We start from the raw sequence: 22,146 nt of genomic DNA, 5'->3' as shown, positions 1-22,146 counted from the left end.
GTAGGAAGTAGGAAGTAGGAAGTAGGAAGCGAAAAGACAAAAAAACTGTCTACTTCCTACCGTCTACTGTCTACTAAAAACTACTCATCAAACTTTTCGAAATCGCGGTTACCGAAATTGATATAGAAGTATCCGCCAAGTTTCTTGCTGCGGACCGGGTCGCGCAAGATGCCGATAGCAGCTCGCACATACTTGAGTTCCACAAGAATGTGGTCGCGGCTCATGCAGTTGAGGAACGGACCGTCCGGATAAAGCGTCGGGCGAGGTTCCTCAGCAATCATCTTTTCCAGATTCTCAATTTCCTGAACCAGCCTACGTTCATGCACTTCGAGCGTTCGAATGACTTCCTTATTATCGGCACCAAAGAGGAAAGCGAAGCCAAGCGTCCGCGGATCATCGTTGAATCCGGTCAAATGCTTGAGCACTTCCTTGCGAAGCACTTCTCTACCTTTATCTGTAATATTGAACACCATGCGCTCCGGACGGTTTCCATCGCGTTCCGCATGTCCTACGATACATTCGTTCTTTTCCAGCGTAATCAGCCGATTATACACTGTCGAAGTACTAATCTTCGCCCAGCGGTCGAGTTCACGGTCGCGGATTTCCGTAATAATATCATAGCCGCTCCGCTCATGCTCCAAAATAAGTCCAAGCAATACAAGATCGTAACGATTCATTAAACACCTTTAATTTGATTATTCCAACTTGGAATATTAGTTCAGCAAAAAAACTACATTATTTTCCAACAAAAAGAATACCCATTTTCCCAAAAAAACTTAAAAAATGCGTTACATCACAAAACATCTCTTTTCTATTCAAAAAATAATTTCGCTCCAATAAAAGTTTATATTTATATTAAGAAAAATATAATGAAAAATCCGCCCGCAACAAAACTGAGCAACAAATGGTAAAAAACAAGAACATACGTTTAAAGTACTCCATCATAAGATTCGCTCCGTTGATTCTTGTCATTTATTTTATCATAGAAGCTTTTACAGCTTTCCAAAACGAAGATAAAAACGCGGTCATATTGCGCAACAAGGATTATATCAAGGATATAACCCACGCTATGGCCATCAAGCTCGACAATATTTTTTCAAACTCATTAAAGTCTATCGAAGCCATAGCGAAACTAAGTTCAAGAGATGTCCAAGACGGTCAATTAAACGCAGTCTATCTTGCGGAACTCGAAAAAATGGTGCAGTTCGACCATCTGCGATTTACGGATAAAATGGGCTACGCGCAGACTACGTTCGGTGAAAAAATTTACTCCGGCAACATGTGGTACTTTACAGACGGCATGAAGGGAAACAGCGGCATTTTCATCGTCATGCCCTCCAAAAACGACATGGCGTTCATCGTCTTTTACGCCCCCATCATGCTCGAAGGTGAAGTCGTCGGCGTGCTGAGTTCCTCTTTCGACGAGAACTCCATCAAAAGAATGTTGGAATACAAAGTTTATGGAGCCAACGCATCCGCTGGCATCGTGAACACGGAAGGCAGAAACGTCATCCCCCTTATTTCACTAGACCTAAAGCAAACCGCGCTCCAAGGTCAGTTCAGGGATAACTTTAAAAGCATCCTCTATACTTCGATGTTCGATACCGAGAACAGAAACAAAATCATTGATGCCTACACGACGCTCTCGCCCACCAATTTCAAATTCAACGGATCTATCGAAAACATCCAAGGTTACATGGCACCGCTTCACATGGTCCCGTTGAGCATTTATGCAATATTTCCATCAGAGGCCGCGCAAAGCCTTTATTCCATGGGAATCAAAGCAGGCCGCACATTGCAGTTCCTGCTCATTGCCATCTTTTTCAGCTACATAATTTACCTTGTATTCGTCCAGTTCCTGATGATGCGTAGCGAATCACGTCAAAATAAAATGGCAAGCTACATTGCCAAAGCAGAGAATACGATAGCTAAAGCCATGGTCTTAGTCGATGCAGAAAAAGGAACTTTTGAAGACTTCTCGTCCATACCGTTGCCGATTCCCAAACAAGGGAAAATAGGAGACATGGAAAAAGGATTTATCAAGAATCTGGACGACCTGCAAAACGGCCAAGATTTCAAATATTTCTTTGAAGAAGTCATCATGGGCCGTAAAGTCGGAAAAGGGATTCAATCCATCATGTTCCGTGGCCCAGGCCCCATGGGAGAAACTCAATACATTACATTGACCTACATCCCGGTCGAAGTCAAAAAGAATGTAGTCCAAAAAGGCATCATCTTTTTCCGCAACATCACGACAGAAAAGTCAAAAGAAATCGAAGCGAACCGCAGACTGTCGCACGCTTTGACAGAAGCACGCAATGCCAACAACGCAAAGACGACGTTCCTTTTCAACATGTCGCATGACATCCGTACCCCGATGAACGCGGTGACAGGCTTTACCGCCATGGCCAAGAAACACATCAACAAACCTGAAATGGTCCAAAAATATCTAGACAAAATAGATATCGCCGGACACCAGCTTCTGTCGCTTGTGAATCAGGTTCTCGAAATGTCCCGCATCGAATCTGGAAAGATTATTCTCAGCGAACGCAAATGCGATCTTGAAAAACTCATCATGGCTTTATCGACGACCTACGGTTCCCATGCGGAATCCAAGGGACTGACGTTTGTAGCTACGATTTCAAACGTGGAACATAAATTTGTCTATACCGACAGCGACCGCGTAAACCAGATTGCAGCAAACATCATCGGAAATGCCATCAAATATACAGACGAGAATGGATCGATTACCTGCACCTTTAACGAATACCCCTACGATCGCGAGGATTACAGTCTTTACGCATTGACCGTCGAAGATACGGGAATCGGCATGAGTCCCGAATTTCAAAAGCATATTTTTGACGAATTTGCCCGAGAAAGGACATCCACCGTAAGTCAAATTCAAGGAACTGGCCTTGGCATGACGATTGTCAAAAAGCTAACGGACATCATGGGTGGTTCCATCGAAATCGAATCTGAACAAAACAAAGGAACAAAAATTACGGTATTCATCCCGATGAGGTGGTGTAACGAATTCAAGTCCCCCATATTAGAACAAAAGAAATCTACAGCTATTTCGCTCAAAGGCATGAAGGTTCTGCTTGTTGACGATAACGAAATGAACCGAGAAATCGCCGAAGAACTCCTAACAGAAAAAGGCATTATCGTCGAAACGGCAAGCGATGGCGACATAGCAGTCAAAAAAATTGCAGAAGCCTCCCCCAACGAATATGAACTTGTTCTCATGGACGTCCAAATGCCTCGCATGAACGGCTACGAAGCGACGAGAGAGATACGCGGCCTGCCGGACCCCAGAAAGTCGAATATTCCGATTGTCGCAATGACGGCAAATGCATTCGAAGAAGACAAGAAAAATGCACTTGCGGCAGGCATGGATGGCCATTTGGCTAAGCCGATTGATGACCAAAAGCTAATTCAAACGCTTATGGAATTCAGAATGAGCAGACCGGGATAAAATATTTTTTTATAATAAAGCTTGAAAGACAAAGGAGATATAATGAAAACAAAATTCTCACGCTTCACTTTCCCCGTCGCCCTCGTAGGCTTGTTCCTTGTTGTGCTGACGGCCCTTAGCGGATGTGCTATGCTGCAAAAACTTCAAGCGGCAAAGATTATCATCCAAACGAAAATGGAATACAAGGACCTCACCTATGATTCCATCGAAATCGATCCGGCAATTATGGATCTTGTCCAGAATGGACTCAAGGGATTCATCCCGAACCCCGATGCAGTAAAGCTAGTGAAGAACTTGTCTCAAGGCGTTATCACGACGGAACTCGGTCACGCCAACTTTGACGTATTCTTGAATGCCCATAACAAGACGCAGGATACGCTTTGGATCAACCAACTAAAAATTGAGTTGAAGTTCGATACGCTGATTACACTTCCGCTGACACTCAAGGATTCACTCCGACTTGCTCCGGGCGACAACGATATGCACCTGAATGCAGCATTCCCGCTCGACATGCGCGTATTTAAGCTCAACGAAGTCAGAAAATACGGCATTGCAGGATTTATCGACGTCTCCCTCACTGCTGGCGGAAAATCTGTTTCGCAGGATTTCAGCATCACGAAAGAAGTTACACCAGAAGATGTCAAGAAACTTGAAGACATCATCCGTGACAAGCTCTTGAAGATGCTTGTAAACGACTGGATTGGCAAACTGGGTAAACTTCTGAATTTATAAAGACGTGACAAAATAAAAACATGGTAAAACGCAACTTTGTTCCGGAGAATTTGAATCCGGATGATGAAAAAGAAATTTCGAAACTGTACCGTTCGCTCCTGCAACGAGACATTCCCGTAAATGCGGATAAACTCCGCAAATGGGTGATGGACTGGAGCGAACTGGAATCTGTCCTTGGCGAAGTGAGCAGCAGGCGTTACGTGGCAATGACATGCGACACCCGCGACGAGAAAGCCGCCAAGGCCTATTCGGATTTTGTAGAAAACATCCAGCCGTTGATGATTGAATACGACGACAAGCTGAACCGCAAGCTGATGGCACATCCGTCCAAAGATGCCCTCAAAGGCGAATTTGGCGAATGGCTTAAAGGCGTGCAGGTTTCGCTGGACTTGTTCTCCCCGGACAACATTCCGCTTGAAACCGAAGAGAATAAAGCCGTTCAAGCCTACCAGAAAATTACAGGTGGCATGAGCGTCAAATTCGATGGCGAAGTCAAGACCATGCAGCAGCTCGCCGCCTACATGGAAAAGACCGACCGCGACCTCCGCGAACGCGCTTGGCGCGCCATGTGGGAACGCCGTCTTCAGGACAAAGTTGCACTTGACGAATCATACGACAAGTTATTTAAAATTCGCAAGCAAATTGCCAAGAATGCACATTGCAAGGATTTCATAGACTACATCTTCCTTGCAAAGCATCGTTTTGACTACACCCCAGCCGACTGCGAAGCGTTCCACGAAAGCATCGAGAAGCTTGTGCTCCCGCTGCAGAAGGAAATGTACAAGCGTCGAGCAAAGAAGATGGGACTTGAACGCTTGCGCCCATGGGACTTGGACGTCGATCCGCTTAGCAGGCCGCCACTCACACCGTACCAAAGCGGCGAAGAACTCATCGAAAAAGTCGATAGCATTTTCGAGAGCATCCATTCGCAAGCAGGCAAGTGGGCCCGCGAAATGCAGGCGAAAAAGCTGATTGACCCAGACAGCAGACTTGGAAAGGCTCCGGGCGGTTATCAAATCGGTTTTGACGAGAGCCGCCTCCCCTTCATCTTCATGAATTCCGCCAAGACGGACCGCGACATTTACACGCTGTTGCATGAATCAGGCCATTCGTTCCACCAGTTTGCACTAGCAAAGCAGCCTATTTTCGCTTACCGCGACGTGCCGGCAGAATTTGCCGAAGTCGCAAGCATGAGCATGGAACTCATCGGCATGTCAAACTTGAAGCCGTTCTACGGTGATGATCATGATGCGATTGTCCGCAGCACCGAAGGCGAACTTGCCGACGTGATTTGGCTATTCCCGTGGGTGGCAAGCATCGACAGTTTCCAGCATCGCCTGTACAACTTTCCAGAGCATACCGCCGAAGACCGCAGCGATATCTGGAGTGAAATCATGGACCGCTACGATGCCGGAGTCGATTACAGCGGACTTGAAGCCGTCCGCCGCAACTTGTGGCAAAAACAGCTTCATTTGTTCGAATGTCCGTTCTATTATATTGAATACGGCATCGCACAAATTGGAGCACTGCAGGTCTGGGCAAACTTCAAGAAGGATCCGCAAAAGGCGATTGACGACTTGTTCAAGGCCGAAAGCCTCGGCAGCAGCCGTCCGATTCCAGAGCTCTTCGCCACGGCCAATATCAAGTTCGATTTCACGCCCAAGACGCTGGAACCCCTGATGCAAGTCGTGTGGGATGAGCTGAGCAAGCTGTAAATAGTGATTAGTGGTTGGTGGTTAGTGGTTAGGATTGCAATAAGAGCGTTCCTTTTACATTCCTGTTTACGGCCTAAAGGCCAAGCCACAACATACTAACCCACTTAAAACATCCTGTTTACTAACCACTGTTTACCAACCACTAAATTTTCAAAAAAAATGATTTTTTTTGAAAATTTCAACAACATCCCTTGACAAAGCAAAAATAATTAGTTATAATTGGCGCACATCCTAATGGAGGGATGGCCGAGTGGTTGAAGGCGCACGCTTGGAAAGCGTGTTTACCTTACGGTAACGAGGGTTCGAATCCCTCTCCCTCTTCTAAAATTTTTCGAGGTACCCAAATGGCTGAATCTCAAAGAGTTTATCTTGATGATATCTATGCTAGTGAAGAATGCCAAGGCTCGGTTTTCCGTGCTGTCGTTATGATGGCTCACGAAGCTCGCTTCATTAACAATCAGTCCAAGCAGGGTTATATCCAACTTACACAGAAGCCGACGACTATCGCTATGAACCGTTTTAAGGAACACAAGCTCAAGATGGTCGAAAAAGGTACTAACGATATCACTGCTGATGTAGTGAAGGCCGCTGCTGCTGAAGTGGCTCCGAGTGCTGAAGTTATTGCAGAAGCTAGCGAATCCGCAGCAGACGCTTTCTAATCCTCGTTAAAACACGAATTTTTAGACCGCTTTTAAAAAGCGGTCTTTTTTTATTTTGCATCTACAAACAAAAACCAAGGAACGAAAGCTCCTTGGTTCGTAAATCTTCTTGTTCAAGAAAGCGTACAGAGTCGCAGAGACGCCGCTTATTACACTTGGCTTTCGTGATATTCACCACCGAATGCATGCCCGCTTAAAGACAGAATCGGCGGGAATTGGATACGCTTTGCCAACGCAAGCCCCTTGAACCGGCGGTACCAATGCCGCATGTCTTCTAGCGCAGCCTCGACCGTCGGCAATTGCTTTTTGAAATAAGCAGCGTCAACGCCAAGCGTTTCACAAAGCGTTCCGTCCATCAACAGCTTTTCCGTTTGCTCAAGGCTTGCACCCTTTTCGACCCACATCGCAAACAACTTATCGTGATACGGATAAAGGATCGGATCGCCCTTGCCTTCATCGACGTTCATCGCATCAGAGAGTTCTGCACTTGCTGGGATGTTAATCGATGCCGACGGAATTATTTCCTTGTCGCGATTGATGTAACGCGCAAGAGCATAAACCTGCGTTTTCCACAAGTCGCCCAATGCGCACATCACGCCGCAGGTGTCGCCGTACAACGTACAATAGCCCACCATCGCTTCGCTCTTGTTGCCGTTGCAAGTCACTCCAGCCCCTACCACGGAAGCAACCGTCGAAAGGATGGATGCAGAACGAGTTCTCGCCTGTAAATTTTCATGGTTGATTCCAGCGACCTTCATCACCGTATCGTTACGCACAAAAGAGCAATTTTCCAGCGTATGGCATACAGACTCGATGATATCAGAAATCGGAGCGACCATGTACGGCGTGCCCAAGTTTTCCGCGAGATCACGAGCCGCATTTTTCGTCGTATCCGAATTGAAACGCGTCGGCATGTTTACAAGGAAAACATTTTCAGGTCCAATCGCTCTCGAATAAAGTACAGCAGAAACAGCACTGTCAATGCCGCCGCTTGCACCAATCACCATGCGCTTGATGTGGAACATGTTCAAGTTTTCGCGAATCATGAACACAAGCGCATCATGAATCTCGGCGATTTCATTTTTATAGGGCTTCGTAAATTCCGAGTGAACCAAGACCTCGCCTTCCGTAAACTCTACGACCGCTTCAGCTTCGCTAAACAGCGGCATTTCAAAAACAACGCGGCCATCGCAGTCAAAGACACGGCTTCCGCCAGAAAGTGCATAAATGTTCTTACCGGTGTTGTCAGTCCCCACTCCGTTCACGCAGACAATGGGCATCGCGCTATCCAATGCCACACGTGAAAATTCCTTGTTTTCTTCTTCGCGACGACCGACAGCATAAAAATCATTGCCATGCGTCACATGGGCAATTCCCAAAAGCGGAGTATCGTCAAGAGCATCCCCGCTCAAAAAGAACGGCATCGTGCCCGCGTATTTACGAATTTCGGCCCAATCCACAGGGAGGGACTTATTACTCGGTCCAGTCAAAGCATATCGTGGAAAAACAACGCAATCCACTTCGGCAGCCTTCGCACGGTCAAAAGCAGCTTTCATCGTTTGCATATTCGCCGAGACATTCCCCGGCAAAATTTTCATCTGTACCACATAAAGTTTCATGATTTCAAACCTCTAGCTAGAAAATAAAAAAATGCACCGCATTCGAGCGGTACACTTGTTATAAAAGAGTCCATAAAGATGTATAAAGCCTTATTCGTATTCCGGCACAGTCCACTTCTGCGGCATCTTCGGCGTATCCGAATTAAGATGCTTGTATTCCATACCGTCCGACGTTATTGTAACGGCTCCATGAACACTTGTCGAGCATTTATCAGGATTCAAGCAGCTCTTATTGCGCATCATGAGCTGGTTTCCATAGATTTCCCAAAGGCCCGTCTTGACTTCGATGTTCTTTCTATTTTCGTATGCTTCTATTTCAAATTCACCGCTGGACTTTATAGTGAGCATCCATTCAACACCATTATCGGTCGCTTGCCATTCGTTCACCACATCCGATTTCTTTACGTATGTCACAGCGTTGTCTTTTACAGCGCAATTCATCGACTTTCCGTTAGATGCCACAATCGTTTTGTCTTCACCTACCGTATAGCTGTACATCGTATAAATCTGCTTGTCGTAATAAGCAGGCCGCATCAGCAACGTGCTACGCTGGATATCGTAGTGGCCAGCAATCCAACTCACGGTTTTTTCTTTTGCAATATTTTCTAAGATGTAGGAATTATCGAAGAAAGTAAACGTCCTTGTCGTATCGCCATCCGAGCAAGTATAAACTTTATTCATAATCGTTTCGGCCTTGGAGACCTTGCCCTTCTGAACCGCGACGTTAGCCTTTACGGCTTCGTTATATTCCTTCGCGCCATTGACGGCATACTTGAGCACGCCATCCTTATCGACCTTAAAGGAAATCGTGATGCCGTCCTTCGTTTTTTCCTTAATTTGCTTTGCAGCATCAGTATCGGCGTATTCCATGCCAACGGCACCCTCTTTAAACACAACTTCGCCATTTTCAAAATTGGAATACGTTACAACCCAAAGTTCATCGGGTATGCGGAGCGCGAAAAAGCCTTGCTTGCTACCGGTAGAGAGATAAACCGTATGGCCGAACAACTTCAGCTCCATATTCTTCTCCAATTCTTCGATGAAGGCCACATGTTCACCGCTCGGAGCGACAAACGAAGAAGAAGACTGCGGCTCGTCCTTGGCAGAAGATGATTTAGGCTCGTCCTTGGCGACAGAAGACGAAGATTTTTCATCCTTCGCGGCACTCGAAGACGATTTATCAGAATTCTTAACCGAGGAAGATGACTTGGAATCTTTAGAATCGGAAGACTTTTTATCGTTCGCTTTGGAAGACGAGGACTTAGAACCGCTCTTCTTTGAAGAAGAGGATTTTCCTTCATCGCACTCATCGGAATCGCAATCATCCTCAGAAGAAGACGAAATTTCTTTTTCATTCTTAGGAGATGACGGGCTGTCATCATCGCCGCAAGCCGCAAAGAGGAATGCGGAGGAAACTAAAAGAGCTAAAATTTTTTTCTTATTCATGCATTACAATATAAATTATTTATAAGGAATGAGATAAGAATCTGTTAAAAATTACGGATATGATACGAAATTTCTTTTATACTATACAATTTAGACGATTGATTAGTAGGAAGTAGGAAGTAGACAGTGGTTAGTGATTAGTGGTTGGTGGTTAGGAATTTGTCATCCTGGAGGCGTGTCATCCTCACGGAGGTGAGGATCTTAAAGCATTAGATTCCCGCCTTCGCGGGAATGACGGTTCCCCCTCTTTCGTCTATCGTCTATAGGCTCGAAGAGCCGTTCTTTCGTCTAAAAAAACGGGCAGCCGGGATGGTAATCTAGGTCTTTTTCGGCTTCTTCGATGGACGGCGCGGCATCGTACAAAAAGCCAGCCAACGCTTGTTCGGCAGAAACACGCTCCCCGCCAATCCAATTCTTCAAAACAGCCAGCTTTCGAGAAATCCACCATGGCAGCGGAATCATCAAGTGACGCATCCCAGCGTTTTTCAAAACATGCGCGGCCATCTCCGCCATCGTCATCACCGTTGACCCCGCGAGGGCGTAGGTTTTTCCTACAGCTTTCGATTCTAGCCCGGCAACGGCAATACCCTTGACCAAATCGACACTGCGGACCGGACGTTTTAAGCATTTGCCGCCTCCCGGCATAAAATAGACCGGGAAACGCTTTACGTAATCGCGGAACATGTTGAACTCGACCCCGCCCCCATCGCCAATCACAAGCGTCGGACGCACAATCGTCCAGTCGAGTCCGGACGCATGCACAAGCACCTCCCCTTTCTTTTTGCTTTCGCCATAAGGCGTGAGCACCGGGTAGGTCACAGAAATACTCGATACGTAAAGGAACCGGCGGACATTCGCAAGTTTGCAGGCTTCCAAGACATTCCGCGTCCCTCCGGTATTCACCTGTTCAAACGCACCGCGCTTGGTCGATAAAAGAATTGCCGCCAAATGATAGACGACATCGACCCCATCAAACGCACTTCGAATAGATTCAAAATCGGTCACATCGCCATAACGGACATCAACCTCAGCCGGCAAGGATTTTGCCAGAGAATCGCTCGGAAGCGTCAAGACGCGGACACACACTCCGCGTGCTATGAGTTCCCGACACAACGCCTTCCCTACGACGCCGGCGCCACCCGTCAAAAGAGCGATCATGCTAGGCTTCCAGCATATAACGGATATCCTGAACGCGCCTTGCAAGGGACGCATCCGTTTCCATCTGCTTTTTCAGGGAATTTATGGCGGCGATTACAGTGGCATAGTCCCTGCAGAACATCGCACCAATATTTTGTAGCGAATCCGTCGTGAGTTCGCGGCATAGGAACATTGCCACCTTGCGGGGCATCGAAATCGCAGCAGACTGACGCTTGGACGAAAGTTCGCAAACTTCGACATGGTATTCCAACGCAACCGCTTCGGTAATGTTCTTCGCCGTCAATTCCACATGGCCACCATGTTCCGACGGAGCGACAAGACGCTTCACGCTACTCAAGTTCAAATCCGCCTTGCAGAACATGTTCATGGCGCCAAGGAAGTTCAGAAGCCCTTCAATGAGTCGCACGTTCTTGCGCGGCGGCATCGAGAGGTAACGGCAAATTTCTTCGCGGTCCGCTTTGGCAAACGGCAAATCTTCGGACTTTTTGCTAATCAAGTGCATGCGGGTTGCCAAATCCGGTTCGTCAAGGCCCACGGCAACGCAACATTCCAGCGGCGTGAGGAGCTTCTTGGAAATACTCGGAATCGAAGACCTCGAAGCGCTGCGGGCATCGTTATCCGTATCGACAACCTTGAACTTGGACGGATGGCGGTCGCAAGAAATCACGACCTGCTTGCCCTCAGCACGCAAATGCCTAATCAAAATAGCAAGGCGTTCCTGCGTCCAGAGACCCTTTTCCAAAAGCTGCACATCATCGAGCAAAAGCACATCGCAAAGTTCATAGCGTTCACGGAACTTCTCTGCAAGTTCGCGCACATTGCCCGTCTTGTTATGCAAAGCCGAAGCCATCGCAGTCGCGTCACGCAAAAAGTCGTAAGCATGGCAATAGACAATGGAAGCTTCCGGACGGTTCTTCTGGATTTTCGCAGCGATAGACTGCAACAAATGAGTCTTGCCAAGTCCCGTTTCACCATAAACGAACAGCGGATTCAAAGAAGGATCGCCTGGATTTTCAGCGACCGCCTGACATGCACGGAACGCCGTAGAATTGCACTCCCCTTCAACAAAGTTTTCAAAAGTGTAGCGGGCATAAAGTGCTAAAGGCTGTTTCGGACGCTTGACCACCTTCGGGCCTTCTGTCACTCGCGGAATAACAGGCTTCGTGAGCTTGATTTCCGGAATCGGATCCGAAGGTGCAATCTGACGAATGCGATAATCAACAAACTCGCTACCAAATACAGTTGTAAAGGATTTGCGCAACAAATCGCCATAGTGGGAATTCACCCAGTTTTCGCGAAGTTCATCAGGAACAGTGAGCAAAGCATAGCCATTGCAAAATCCCTCATAACCAAGAGCGTCGAGAATCACGGCACCAAAAAAATCCTTGCATTCCGAACGCACGCGATCAAGCACCTGTTGCCAAGGCGACTCTGCAATATCCAACAAAGAAACAGTATTTTCCACGATCTAAAAAACCAACCAGTAGTATAAAAGAGGCAAGCAAAAAATAAGAAAGGAAAGCCGAAGAACAAGCGCCTCAAACGAAAAAAATTTTAAATGCCCTTTTTTGCTTCAAAAAAGCCAAATTTTTTTTTAAAACACTTTTTATCCAAATTTTTCCAATTTACACCATTCTTACAAACGTACGAACAACACTATTATCACTATGTATTAGCACAACTTATCAACAGGAATTTTTTCAACTATCCCTTGACAAGAATTTTCTTACATAAAGCATACAAATTATCACAAAAATGGCTATTTTGATTAAAAAACGGCACTTTTTTATTTTCAGAAAAATGTAACTTATTGATTTTCACCAAGTTACACGCAAATGATTTATGATAAAAATGCTTTTAAACAAAACAAAAACGCACCCGATTTTTAGTCGAGTGCGTCTTAAAATTTCGCTTATGCGCTACACAGCAGCGACAATCACTAGTCGAGCGTGTGGACCAAGAGACCGTCACGGAGCTTCGGTTCGAACCAAGTGCTCTTCGGCGGCATGATGGCGCCGGCGTCCGCAATGCTCATCAGCTGGTCAAGCGTGGTCGGATACATCGCAAATGCGCAGGCGCATTCACCGCTATCGACGCGCTTCACGAGTTCGCCGAGGCCACGGATGCCACCGACAAAGTCGATGCGCTTCGAGGTACGCGGATCATCGATATCGAAAAGCGGACCCAGCACGAGTTTCTGGAGGAGAGCCACGTCAAGGCTATCGACCGGGCCCAAGTTCTTGAGGTACTTGTCCTTGAACGTGCAAGCGTACCACTTGCCACCCATGTAGAAGTTCACCTGATTCTGCTTAGAGGGGCTCTGCATAGAATCGAGTTCAGCGATATCGAACACCTTCTTCAATTCTTCCATGAGCTGTTCCGGCGTGCGGCCGTTCAAGTCCTTCAATACGCGGTTGTAGTCGAGAATCTTGAGCTGGGTGCTCGGGAAGAGAATCGCGAGGTAACGGTTGTATTCTTCGTTACCCGTGTTGTTCGGGTTCTGTTCGGCACGGTAGCTAGCGGCACGGGCACCGGCGGCACTGCGGTGGTGACCATCGGCGATGTAGCTCACCGGCACAGATTCAAAAGACTTGCGGATAGCTTCGATTTCGGCATCGTCATCAATGACCCAAACCGTGTGGCCAAAGCCGTCGCCCTTGCTCACGAAGTCATAAACAGGCTTGCGCTTGGTCACGGCCCCGAAGATATCGAACTGGCCGTTGTCGCGATACGTAAGGAACACCGGACCGGTGTTGGCGTTAGTGGCGAGCACATGACGCAGACGGTCTTCTTCCTTGTCCGCACGTGTCAGTTCGTGCTTCTTGATAATGCCGTTGAAGTAATCTGCAGCCGGAACGCAGCACACAAGGCCATACTGTTCGCGACCGTTCATCGTCTGGCGATAGACGTAGAGGCAAGGCTTCTTGTCGAAAGCAATCACGCCATCTTCAATCATCTTGTCCAAGTTCTCGCGAGCGTGGGCATAGACCTTCGGATCATAAGCATCGACGGAATCCGGAAGTTCGAGTTCGGCACGGGTCACGCGCAAATAAGAATGCGGCAAGCCCTCGGCCATGGCCTTGGCTTCGGCGCGGTTCATCACGTCGTAAGGGAGCGCAGAGATAGTCTCGGCTTCAGCCGGGTTCACCGGACGCAAAGCCTTGAACGGGAAAATGTGCATCATAGGTTTCTTTCCTTTGTGAGCTTCTTTGATTAAAACTTCATCTTCGGCAATCAAGTTATGGATATAACCCGTCTTTGCCTCAATCCATTTTTTCTTTCTGTAACTTACGATGAAATAAGCTAGAAAAAAGAAGATGGCTCCGCCGATGGCCGCGACAATTGTGATGCCAATCATGAACGCCAACAGGTGGTCTGCGGCATCATTCCACAAATGAGAAATCACCGATGTAAAATTTTTGAAAGAAAGCCCCTGAAATTCTTCGAGAAAATCAAACTTAATCGCTTCCGGATGAACGATTTTGCAGCCGAGCATATAACCCGTCGGGTAGAAAAAGCCGAACTGGGTCAACGGATTGGCTACAAAAGACGAAACGATTCCCGGAACCTTCGGCAGCCTGAAAAGCGCACAGAACGCAACCGTCAAGATAATAGCAACGCCAATTGTAGGCCAAATACCGATAAAAACACCCGCCGCAACAGACCATGCCACCTGCACGGCATCCTGACGACGCGGGAACATTCGATTGTAATAAATACGGCTCAAACGCTTGTACTTTGATTCGGACCGTGTTGATTTTACCATATCACCTCATGATTTAACCGAGCCAAAGATAGAAATTTTCACCCCTTAAAATCAAGTCTTTTAAGGAATCCTGAAAAAAGATATGATGTAGCACACAAGAGCAGTAGGCAGTAGGAAGTAGGAAGTAGGCGGTAGGAAGTTAGAAGTAGGCGGTAGGACAAACCCCAGTAAGGCGAGTGATGCATGAAAATTTATTTTCGTATATCCGAGCCGAAGGGGTTGCACGAAGTGCAAATGCGTAGGTCGAGCGTCGCGGCCATAGTTGACGCTTCGCGTCCGCAACTTCAGCTCAGCCATATATACGAAACTTAGAACATCTGTTCTCTAGTTGAGTTATCCTCTATGAGGAAAAAATGCAAGCATTTTTTGCGGCATTCGCTTTGTACGCTTTTGTATGGACATGACCGAGGCCAGCATTGAACGCCGTTGGCGTTCGTGGCTGCGATTATGACATATCAAAATACAAGTATTCTGCTGCGTCATAACCTTGCACACTATTGGCACTTGAACGAAGTGAAAGTGCAAGTAGAAAGAAAGCGTCATCCCGAGAAGCGAAGCGACGAGGGATCCAGTAAAGTCTTGTAATTAGCGGATTAGAAAATTTGTGTTACTTTATAGGTTTTTCCCACGGATAGTTCGCTTGTAATGAATCTCTCGGACCGATAGGAATTTCTACTTCGAGAGGGAAATAGCCTCGGCAATCGCCAGCAGTTGCCGCCCAAGACGTCAAAGAAAACACGCTCAAAACAGAAGAAGCTAAAACACCTTCTGTCGGAGAAACGAACGAAGGCCCAGAAGCCCCTTCATAAGAATTGCACTGTCTATAAACGGCCATACCGCCATAGACAACATTATTTCGGCGAGCATCCAAATACATAGCATCACCACCAGAAACATAGACCTCGCAGCTATCGCTTCGCGTGCAAGCTAAAGAACCATTCTTATAAATAGAATAATCAGCCCTGCCGTCAGAGACACGCACCATCATGCCCATGCACCCCACAAGCGGCAAAGACAGAGCAAGCAAAACAAGAATTCGATTCATACGCCCAAAGTTCCTATTATAATCATCACTTTATTTCACGCGAGACATAGCTCACGATAGGAATAAAATCATTCGGCGTATAGGCTATGTGTCCATAAGACCATACAACTTTATCGTTCTTTTTTTTCTTTTCAAAAATAACGGCAACACCGATTTCTTCGCGAAGCAATTTTATCTGCAACAAGTAATCGCAATCTTTTTCATTGGAGACAATGGCATAGCCATCTATAGCAGCATATTCCTTGACCAATGAAATTATTCTTTCGGCATAATCTTCATGGACTCCCTGCAATTGCACAGGCAAAATAAAATACTCGGTTTTCGCCCACAAAGAAGAGGCTAGTAAGAAAACAATCAATAAACTGCGAAACATTCTCATTTTAACGTAATATACAAATTATATGAAAGAAATAAAAAAAGCCCGATCAAATTTAATTGAGTCGGGCAAAATAATGCAGTAAATTCAATTCGCTAGAATCCACTACCCATACACGAGGCCGAGGGTTACAGCAACAATAAAGAAGAACGCGATTTGTTTTACAATAGCCTTTTCTCGATTATTCATGGACAACCACCTTTTTCGTATGGAGTTTTTCGCCATCCTTGCGGATGAAGAACACGCCCTGGGACTGTTTGCGGAGCTTTGCATCGGTCTTCACGGAATTCATGGCATCGGCCATGCCCTTGGCGGTAAACGAGCCGAGTTTTTGACCGTATATGTTATAGACGCTAAAGTTGCTTTCGGCTTCGATCGTGCCAATGCGGATGTTAGCAATCCCGTCAGAAACCGTATCTTTTGCCGCCTTGAATTCGATGTAGTCGATATCAATCCAGTCGTTCGTGATTTCGAGCTTCAATTCGTGTTCGCCTTTTTTCAAAGTCGCCTTGCCGCCGCTCACGACGGAATACACATCATTACCCTTTCCTTCGTTCTTTATTTCATCGCCGATACGCACACTGTCCATATAGAGCACAAAGCTACCCGTTCCGTTATCGCCAGCCACTTTGGCAGAAATTTCGTAATCGCCATCGGCTTCCACCTTCACGGAATATTTGAGCCATTCCGTCTTTTGGCAGTGGCCAACAGCAATACCCATGTTCGGCTGATAAATATCCACGTCATCCTTGCGGAACTTGTTCCCTTCGTTGCCTTCACTCAAGTCCATATAGGCCTTGTTTGCACCGCCCTTGTTATAGTTTTCGGCTTCAATAGTGCCAGGAATAATTGCGGGAGCATCGCCATAGGGACCGTATTCCTCGGGAGGTTCATCGGGAACCGTCGATTTGGTAGGATCCACCAAGTTCACAGCCGGGGCGTTCGGGTCAATCGTCTTATCGATAAGCTTGAGCATTTCGGAGCAGTAACGTTTGCCTAGTTCAATCACGCCGGCACGGCCAAAGTGGTAAGGGTCCCTGCCATTGCCCTGCAAGCCCTTGGAAGAGGCCAAACCAAACTTCTTGAACTTGTTTTTAAGCTGGGCAATACCGGCATTCTTGCTACCGCAGCAGTTGTTGCCTTCTTGGAGCAATTCGCCCGCCACAAACGCCACTTCGTTTTCGTCCAATTCAAGAGCCGTTATAAAGTCCTTGTAGGTCTTATAGACATTATTCTGCCAATCTGATCCAGAACCATCGGTTTCGCCTTGATGGAAAATAAAGCCTTTGATGACGCCCACTTCCTTGGCCTTCTTGCCCAAATCTACAATTCTCTGATAGGGATTGGAATCGTAGTCCTTCGCCCAGTTCTTGATATAACTTTCAGCAGAATTAAAATAAGCTTTGTACTGATCCTTGTCGAAAGCCTTGATGGCTACAGCACCTATCGCTACAGGTATAATGCCCACGGTGACACCCGGCAACGAATCGACCATCGCACGACCGAAATAGTCCGCCGGGGAGAGGTTCTCGGTAGGATGGAACATCGGGGGAATCGCCGGATACCATTCGCCCGTCTTGATGGACTGGGTGGTGCGACCGCTACGCTGGCTCGCATTAGCCGTGTGCGACGCCAGCATGATGAAATTCTTAGGATCCGTAGCCTGGTCCTCTGCAGGCACGATATCGCCGTTACCTGACATGTTGCTTTGGCCATAGGCAATATAGATATGGAAATTGGGGTTGGGGGCAGCACTCGCACCCGAAACCGCAAACAGGGAAAAAACAGCAGCAACGCCTGCGGCAACCATTAATTTTTTGAGATTTTTTTCCACACTCATAGAAAAGCCCTCAATCCAATTGTTTTTACATGCTTAAAATTACCCTTAATTTTTCAAATTCGCTAAAAAATTTCCATTTAGCGTTGTACTCCTTTACGATAGCCAAACTCCCCCATTTCGCGCCAAAAACGCAAAAAAATTGCCTTACGCATTATCGAAAAAAGCTAACGTTTTTGTCTTAGACAGATTTTACGTTAGTAAAATCGAATCCGTGTGGCCATACATTAAAAAAAGCCGACCCCGGAATGGTTCGGCAAGCTCACCAACCTAAATCCGGGGTGACAAATGTGAGAAGCACCATGTAAGCAGAGAGGATTGTCATGCCGGGGTGACAAATCTAAAACAGCCTACCCGTAAACGAGGCCTAGCACGACCGCCACAATGCTAAAGAACGCAATTTGCTTTACGATAGTCAATTCTCTTTTATTCATGGACGACCACCTTCTTGATGTGCGATTCGCCGTTTTTACGGATGAAAAACACGCCCTGCGAGTGCTTGCGGAGTTTTGCGTCGGACTTGACGAGGTTCATCGCAGCGGCCATTCCCTTGGCGGTGAAAGTTCCGAGCTTTTTACCCTGCATGTTATACACGCTAAAGTTGCTTTCTGTTTCGGTAGCGTCAAAACGGACTTTTGCAATACTTTCATAGGGCAGTACCTCGCCCAGTCGGCTGAACTGGATCCAGTCGATGTTCGCGTAATTGGCGGTAATTTCGAGCTTGAGCACATGCTTGCCAGCCTTTAAGGCGACCTTATCCTTGATATCTATCGTCTTGTACGTATCCCACTTGTTGTCGGCGGTCTGCGGCACGGAAACTTCATCCGTTATGGCTTTTTCGTCGATGTAAAGCTTGAATGCGGAAGTTGAATTGCCTGCGGCGACACTAGCCTCGACGCTGTATTCGCCATCAGCTATGACTTCAACAGTATATTCGAGCCATTCGCCAACCTGCGTGTAGCCCAGAGCAACACCATCTGCGGTCTTGTACAGGTCCACGCCCGTGTCCTTGCGGTAATCGCTATCGCCGTGGTTTTCGGAATCTTCGTCGCTAAACGAGGCATTACTCGTGCCATCATCGTTCTTGCCAATACCTGGCTTGTCGAAATCCTCGACTTCAATCTTGCCCGGAATTTCAATAGCCTTGCCTTTGAACGGCTCTTGCGGAACAGGATCCACCGGCGCTACATTGATGAGCTTGAGCATCTGCTGCGCATAGCGGAGTCCCATGCCACGGTAGCCTTCCACGGTAAAGTGGAGTCCATCACCCTTGCTGCCGTAACCCTTGGAACTGGCCACGCCAAAGTTCACGATGTACTTGGAAAGGTTATTCACACGAGAGTTGAAACCAGCGCAAGAACCTCCATCGACCATTTCACCGGCGACAAACGGAGTTTCTTCGGCTTTGAGGTTCAGCTGCTTGAGCATGTACTCGTAGGTTTTCTTGACAATCTGTTCCCAGTTGCTCATGCCGCCATCGGTTTCACCCTGGTGAAAGATGATGCCCTTGATGACACCCTTTTCCTGAGCCTTTTTGGCCACTTCGATGATTCGGCCCATGGCATTACCATCATTACCATAAGCCTTCGCGCCGCTCTGGAGCCAGTCGGCAGCAGAGGCGATGTAGTTCTTGTAATCGTCCGGATCGAACAAACGAATGCTCGTACCGCCTTGCGCCACCGGGATAATACCGATAGTCACGTCCGGCAAAGAGTCTGCCATGTGGCGGCCAAACCAGTCAGCCGGAGAAAGGCCGGCATTACACTTGAACATCGGAGGCACGGCCGGGTACATCTCGCCCACCGTGGGGCGGTTCAGCCTGGGGCAAGACGTCGTCGCGAACATCTTGACGCGGGGATGTTCCTTTTTGTCCTTGTCGGTAAAGTTCGTGGCGTTACCTTCCATGTTCGATTGCCCGTAAGCAATGTAGATATGGAAGTTCGGATCCGGAGCGGCATTGGCATCCGTAACAGCAAACAAGGAAAAGCCGACAGCAACGCCTGCGACAGCCATCGCTTTCCTAAAGTGTTTTTTCGCACTCATAGTGATATCCCATAACCAAACAAACAATTTTAAGAAACCTTCTCGTCATCCCCGTTCGCTTAAATCAGCAAAAAAAATGACGAAAAGGTTATTTAGGAGGAGGATTATTTAAATCATTTGACGACCGAGATGCGGTAGGCCTTACCGCCGCGCAGCGACTTGACTAAATAAACGCCACCCCTGCGAGCCACATTCTTGGTAAGGCGGGCCACATCAGCCGCATCCCGAGCCTCGAACTTGCCCACAAGCATGCCGTTCAAATCAAAGACACTATAATGTTCGACCCCGGTCATCATGCGGAAAGCCGAGCCACGCAAAGCATTCGTTTCGTCATCCGGATCCTTGGCGTCCTTGCCCTTTGCAAAGTTGAAGTAGTCGATATCGAACCAGGAACCCGTCACCGTCATGCGGAGGATATGTTCACCCGCCGGGAGCTTCACGTTGGCCTTGACCTTGGTAAATTCGTCAAAGCTTGAGCCCGAAAGAGCGACATTTTCAACAAGCACATCGCCATCCAAAGAGAGCGAGAAACCAGATGTCGAATTAGACGTAGCGACAGAAGCGAACATGGTATAATCGCCAGCTTCCTTCACGTTCACGGAGTATTCGAGCCATTCGCCTTCTTCGTTGTAGCCTACGACGTAGCCGGTACCCTTCTTGTAAATGTCAACGCCCGTGCCTTCGCGGTAGTTCGTTTCGCCACGGTCTTCGGAATCGTTTTCGTAGTAGGATTTGTTAGCCTTGCCCGTACCCGGAATGTCGAAGTTTTCAGCTTCAACCTTGCCCGGAATTTCAGCGACCTTGCCACCAAACGGTTCACGCGGCACAGGATCTGCCGGAGTACCAACGCCCACGAGCGTCACGATGCAGTCCTTGTTGATTGCATTACCAGCATCCATCGTAATCGTCACGGAGCCATTCTTGACCTCGACTTCGCCTTCATCCTTGGCGTTCTTTGCTTCGCTGGTGGTGTACATGTGGAAGGTCTGAACATCGGCGCCTTGCACCTTCACGGTTACAGTCTTGCTATTCTTATAGTCGCGGTTCACGAGCACCACGATAACGCTATCGCCATCCTTGCTCTTGTAAGCGGATGCAAAAACCTCCTTCTCGGGATTTGCCGTAGCCCCCACGCGGACCGCACCCGGGCGGATAAAGCGAGCGAACTGGCTCATCACGTAACCGCGCTTACTGACCTTGCCGATTTCGTTCTGCGGAATCTGAAGCTTGTTGCCAAAGTCCTTTTCCATGATGAGGCCGTAGCAGCGACGGATGTACCACCAAGTATATTGGCTGAAGTTTCCGAGGACAAGCCCGCGATGCATTTCGTAAGCCACGTCCATGGCGTTCACGGTATCGCGCTTGTTGGCGTTCGCCTGGTCACCCGTATTCGTAATCGTGCGCCAGTAGTTGCCACTGCCCTGGCTTTCGGTGTAGTGTTCCGTCATCCAGCGTTCGACCTTTTTCTGGTCAGCCAAAGAATATTGGAAGAAGTTGTCCCCGGTTCTTCTGTCACTTGCATAGAAGTGCGCACCGAGAATATCCCAGTTCTTGAGGGCATTGGCGTCGTTCAAGACTTTGTTGTAAAGATTCTTGTCGTAGCGGAATGACTCCGTCGAAATCACCTTGACGCCGTTCTTGCGCATCTTATCGGCATAGCCCTTGGTGAAGTTGTAGATTTCATCGGCGCTCCAGCAAGCCCATTCGCCGCACCAGTCCGGTTCGTTACTGATGGAAATTGCATACAAAGGAACACCCTGATTCTTCATGTAGTCATTGAAGTTATTCAGGTGATCGACATACTTCTGGTAGTTCGACGAAGACATGTGCTGGTTCGCACCTGCATACGGCGAAGTCCAAGGCGTTGCATATAAGATAAAGTCATCGCCCGCATATTTCTTAGCGTACTTTGCAGCGTTCACTTCCTTGTTAAACGAATTGGAGTTCGCATACACCGGAATGCGGAGCGTATTCAAACCAATCTGACCGTCACCCGTACCGAACGCAAGCTTTGCATCGGCTTCGGAAAGGCCGCTACCGCCCTGCCATTCGTTATGCACCATGCCGCCAAAACCGCGAATCACCTGATGTTCTTCAGTTACATCTACATTCACGGTAGAAGCAAACGCCGGAATAGAAAAAGCCAAACCGAAAGCGGTCACCTTCAAAACATCACCCATACACTTCATTTCATATCTCCCATTTTATTTCGCACAGTTCTACTAAAACGCACGAAGGTTCAATTTAAATCTACCACAGCCATGGGAAATTCTTT

The 22,146-nt window shown here is 47.5% G+C and carries 15 protein-coding genes, 1 tRNA gene and 1 pseudogene; 5 read left to right on the top strand and 12 right to left on the bottom strand.

All coding sequences use genetic code 11. The features are described from left to right. Nucleotides 1–80 precede the first annotated feature (80 nt). Nucleotides 81–677 (bottom strand): PadR family transcriptional regulator, encoded by a 597-nt coding sequence (locus tag IKG78_RS19370; RefSeq protein WP_290946965.1) that lies wholly within the window; start codon nt 675–677, stop codon nt 81–83. 227 nt (nt 678–904) lie between these two features. Here IKG78_RS19370 and IKG78_RS19365 point away from each other — a divergent pair, with 227 nt between their 5' ends. The 5 genes from IKG78_RS19365 to IKG78_RS19345 all read left to right on the top strand — a co-directional run bounded on the left by IKG78_RS19365 (nt 905) and on the right by IKG78_RS19345 (nt 6,581). After that, entirely contained in the window at nt 905–3,475 is a 2,571-nt protein-coding gene (locus IKG78_RS19365; RefSeq protein WP_290946964.1) for a response regulator, read from the top strand. Between the two features lie 42 nt (nt 3,476–3,517). Continuing rightward, a complete protein-coding gene (locus IKG78_RS19360) occupies nt 3,518–4,207 on the top strand; it encodes a hypothetical protein (RefSeq protein WP_290946962.1) in 690 nt (229 codons plus the stop codon). Between the two features lie 20 nt (nt 4,208–4,227). Then, nucleotides 4,228–5,922: a M3 family oligoendopeptidase gene (locus tag IKG78_RS19355; protein WP_290946960.1), complete on the top strand. Its 1,695-nt coding sequence runs from the start codon at nt 4,228–4,230 to the stop codon at nt 5,920–5,922. Between the two features lie 236 nt (nt 5,923–6,158). Next, nucleotides 6,159–6,243, top strand: a tRNA-Ser gene (locus tag IKG78_RS19350). 23 nt (nt 6,244–6,266) lie between these two features. Beyond that, complete coding sequence (locus IKG78_RS19345) at nt 6,267–6,581, top strand: hypothetical protein (protein ID WP_290946957.1); 315 nt, start codon at nt 6,267–6,269, stop codon at nt 6,579–6,581. A 149-nt stretch (nt 6,582–6,730) separates the two neighbouring features. Here the strand turns inward: IKG78_RS19345 and nadE are convergent, their stop codons facing one another. The 11 genes and pseudogenes from nadE to IKG78_RS19295 form a co-directional block, all read right to left on the bottom strand. Continuing rightward, nucleotides 6,731–8,200, bottom strand: coding sequence for an NAD(+) synthase (gene nadE / locus IKG78_RS19340; RefSeq protein WP_290946956.1), 1,470 nt, complete (start codon nt 8,198–8,200; stop codon nt 6,731–6,733). Nucleotides 8,201–8,290: 90 nt separating this feature from the next. Beyond that, entirely contained in the window at nt 8,291–9,646 is a 1,356-nt protein-coding gene (locus tag IKG78_RS19335; protein ID WP_290946953.1) for a hypothetical protein, read from the bottom strand. A 288-nt stretch (nt 9,647–9,934) separates the two neighbouring features. Then, the gene (locus IKG78_RS19330; RefSeq protein ID WP_290946951.1) at nt 9,935–10,804 is read right to left on the bottom strand and encodes an NAD(P)H-binding protein; all 870 of its coding nucleotides are present in this window, start codon (nt 10,802–10,804) and stop codon (nt 9,935–9,937) included. 1 nt (nt 10,805) lies between these two features. Next, complete coding sequence (locus IKG78_RS19325; RefSeq protein WP_290946948.1) at nt 10,806–12,269, bottom strand: DnaA/Hda family protein; 1,464 nt, start codon at nt 12,267–12,269, stop codon at nt 10,806–10,808. A gap of 474 nt (nt 12,270–12,743) precedes the next feature. Further along, nucleotides 12,744–13,988, bottom strand: coding sequence for a DUF1015 family protein (locus IKG78_RS19320; protein ID WP_366075914.1), 1,245 nt, complete (start codon nt 13,986–13,988; stop codon nt 12,744–12,746). 99 nt (nt 13,989–14,087) lie between these two features. After that, nucleotides 14,088–14,570: pseudogene (locus IKG78_RS20470) on the bottom strand (DUF2062 domain-containing protein); the annotation flags it as partial. Between the two features lie 607 nt (nt 14,571–15,177). After that, on the bottom strand, nt 15,178–15,615 hold the full coding sequence (locus IKG78_RS19315) for a hypothetical protein (protein ID WP_290946942.1): 438 nt from the start codon (nt 15,613–15,615) through the stop codon (nt 15,178–15,180). Between the two features lie 25 nt (nt 15,616–15,640). After that, on the bottom strand, nt 15,641–15,988 hold the full coding sequence (locus IKG78_RS19310; RefSeq protein ID WP_290946939.1) for a hypothetical protein: 348 nt from the start codon (nt 15,986–15,988) through the stop codon (nt 15,641–15,643). Nucleotides 15,989–16,172: 184 nt separating this feature from the next. After that, a complete protein-coding gene (locus tag IKG78_RS19305) occupies nt 16,173–17,831 on the bottom strand; it encodes a sialate O-acetylesterase (RefSeq protein ID WP_290946936.1) in 1,659 nt (552 codons plus the stop codon). 423 nt (nt 17,832–18,254) lie between these two features. Next, complete coding sequence (locus tag IKG78_RS19300; protein ID WP_290946933.1) at nt 18,255–19,871, bottom strand: sialate O-acetylesterase; 1,617 nt, start codon at nt 19,869–19,871, stop codon at nt 18,255–18,257. A 113-nt stretch (nt 19,872–19,984) separates the two neighbouring features. Continuing rightward, entirely contained in the window at nt 19,985–22,060 is a 2,076-nt protein-coding gene (locus tag IKG78_RS19295) for a carbohydrate-binding protein (protein ID WP_290946931.1), read from the bottom strand. Nucleotides 22,061–22,146: the final 86 nt, after the last annotated feature.

The organism is Fibrobacter sp. (genome assembly GCF_017545445.1).
Lineage (GTDB): Bacteria > Fibrobacterota > Fibrobacteria > Fibrobacterales > Fibrobacteraceae > Fibrobacter.
This window is presented reverse-complemented; position numbering and strand designations above follow the sequence as displayed.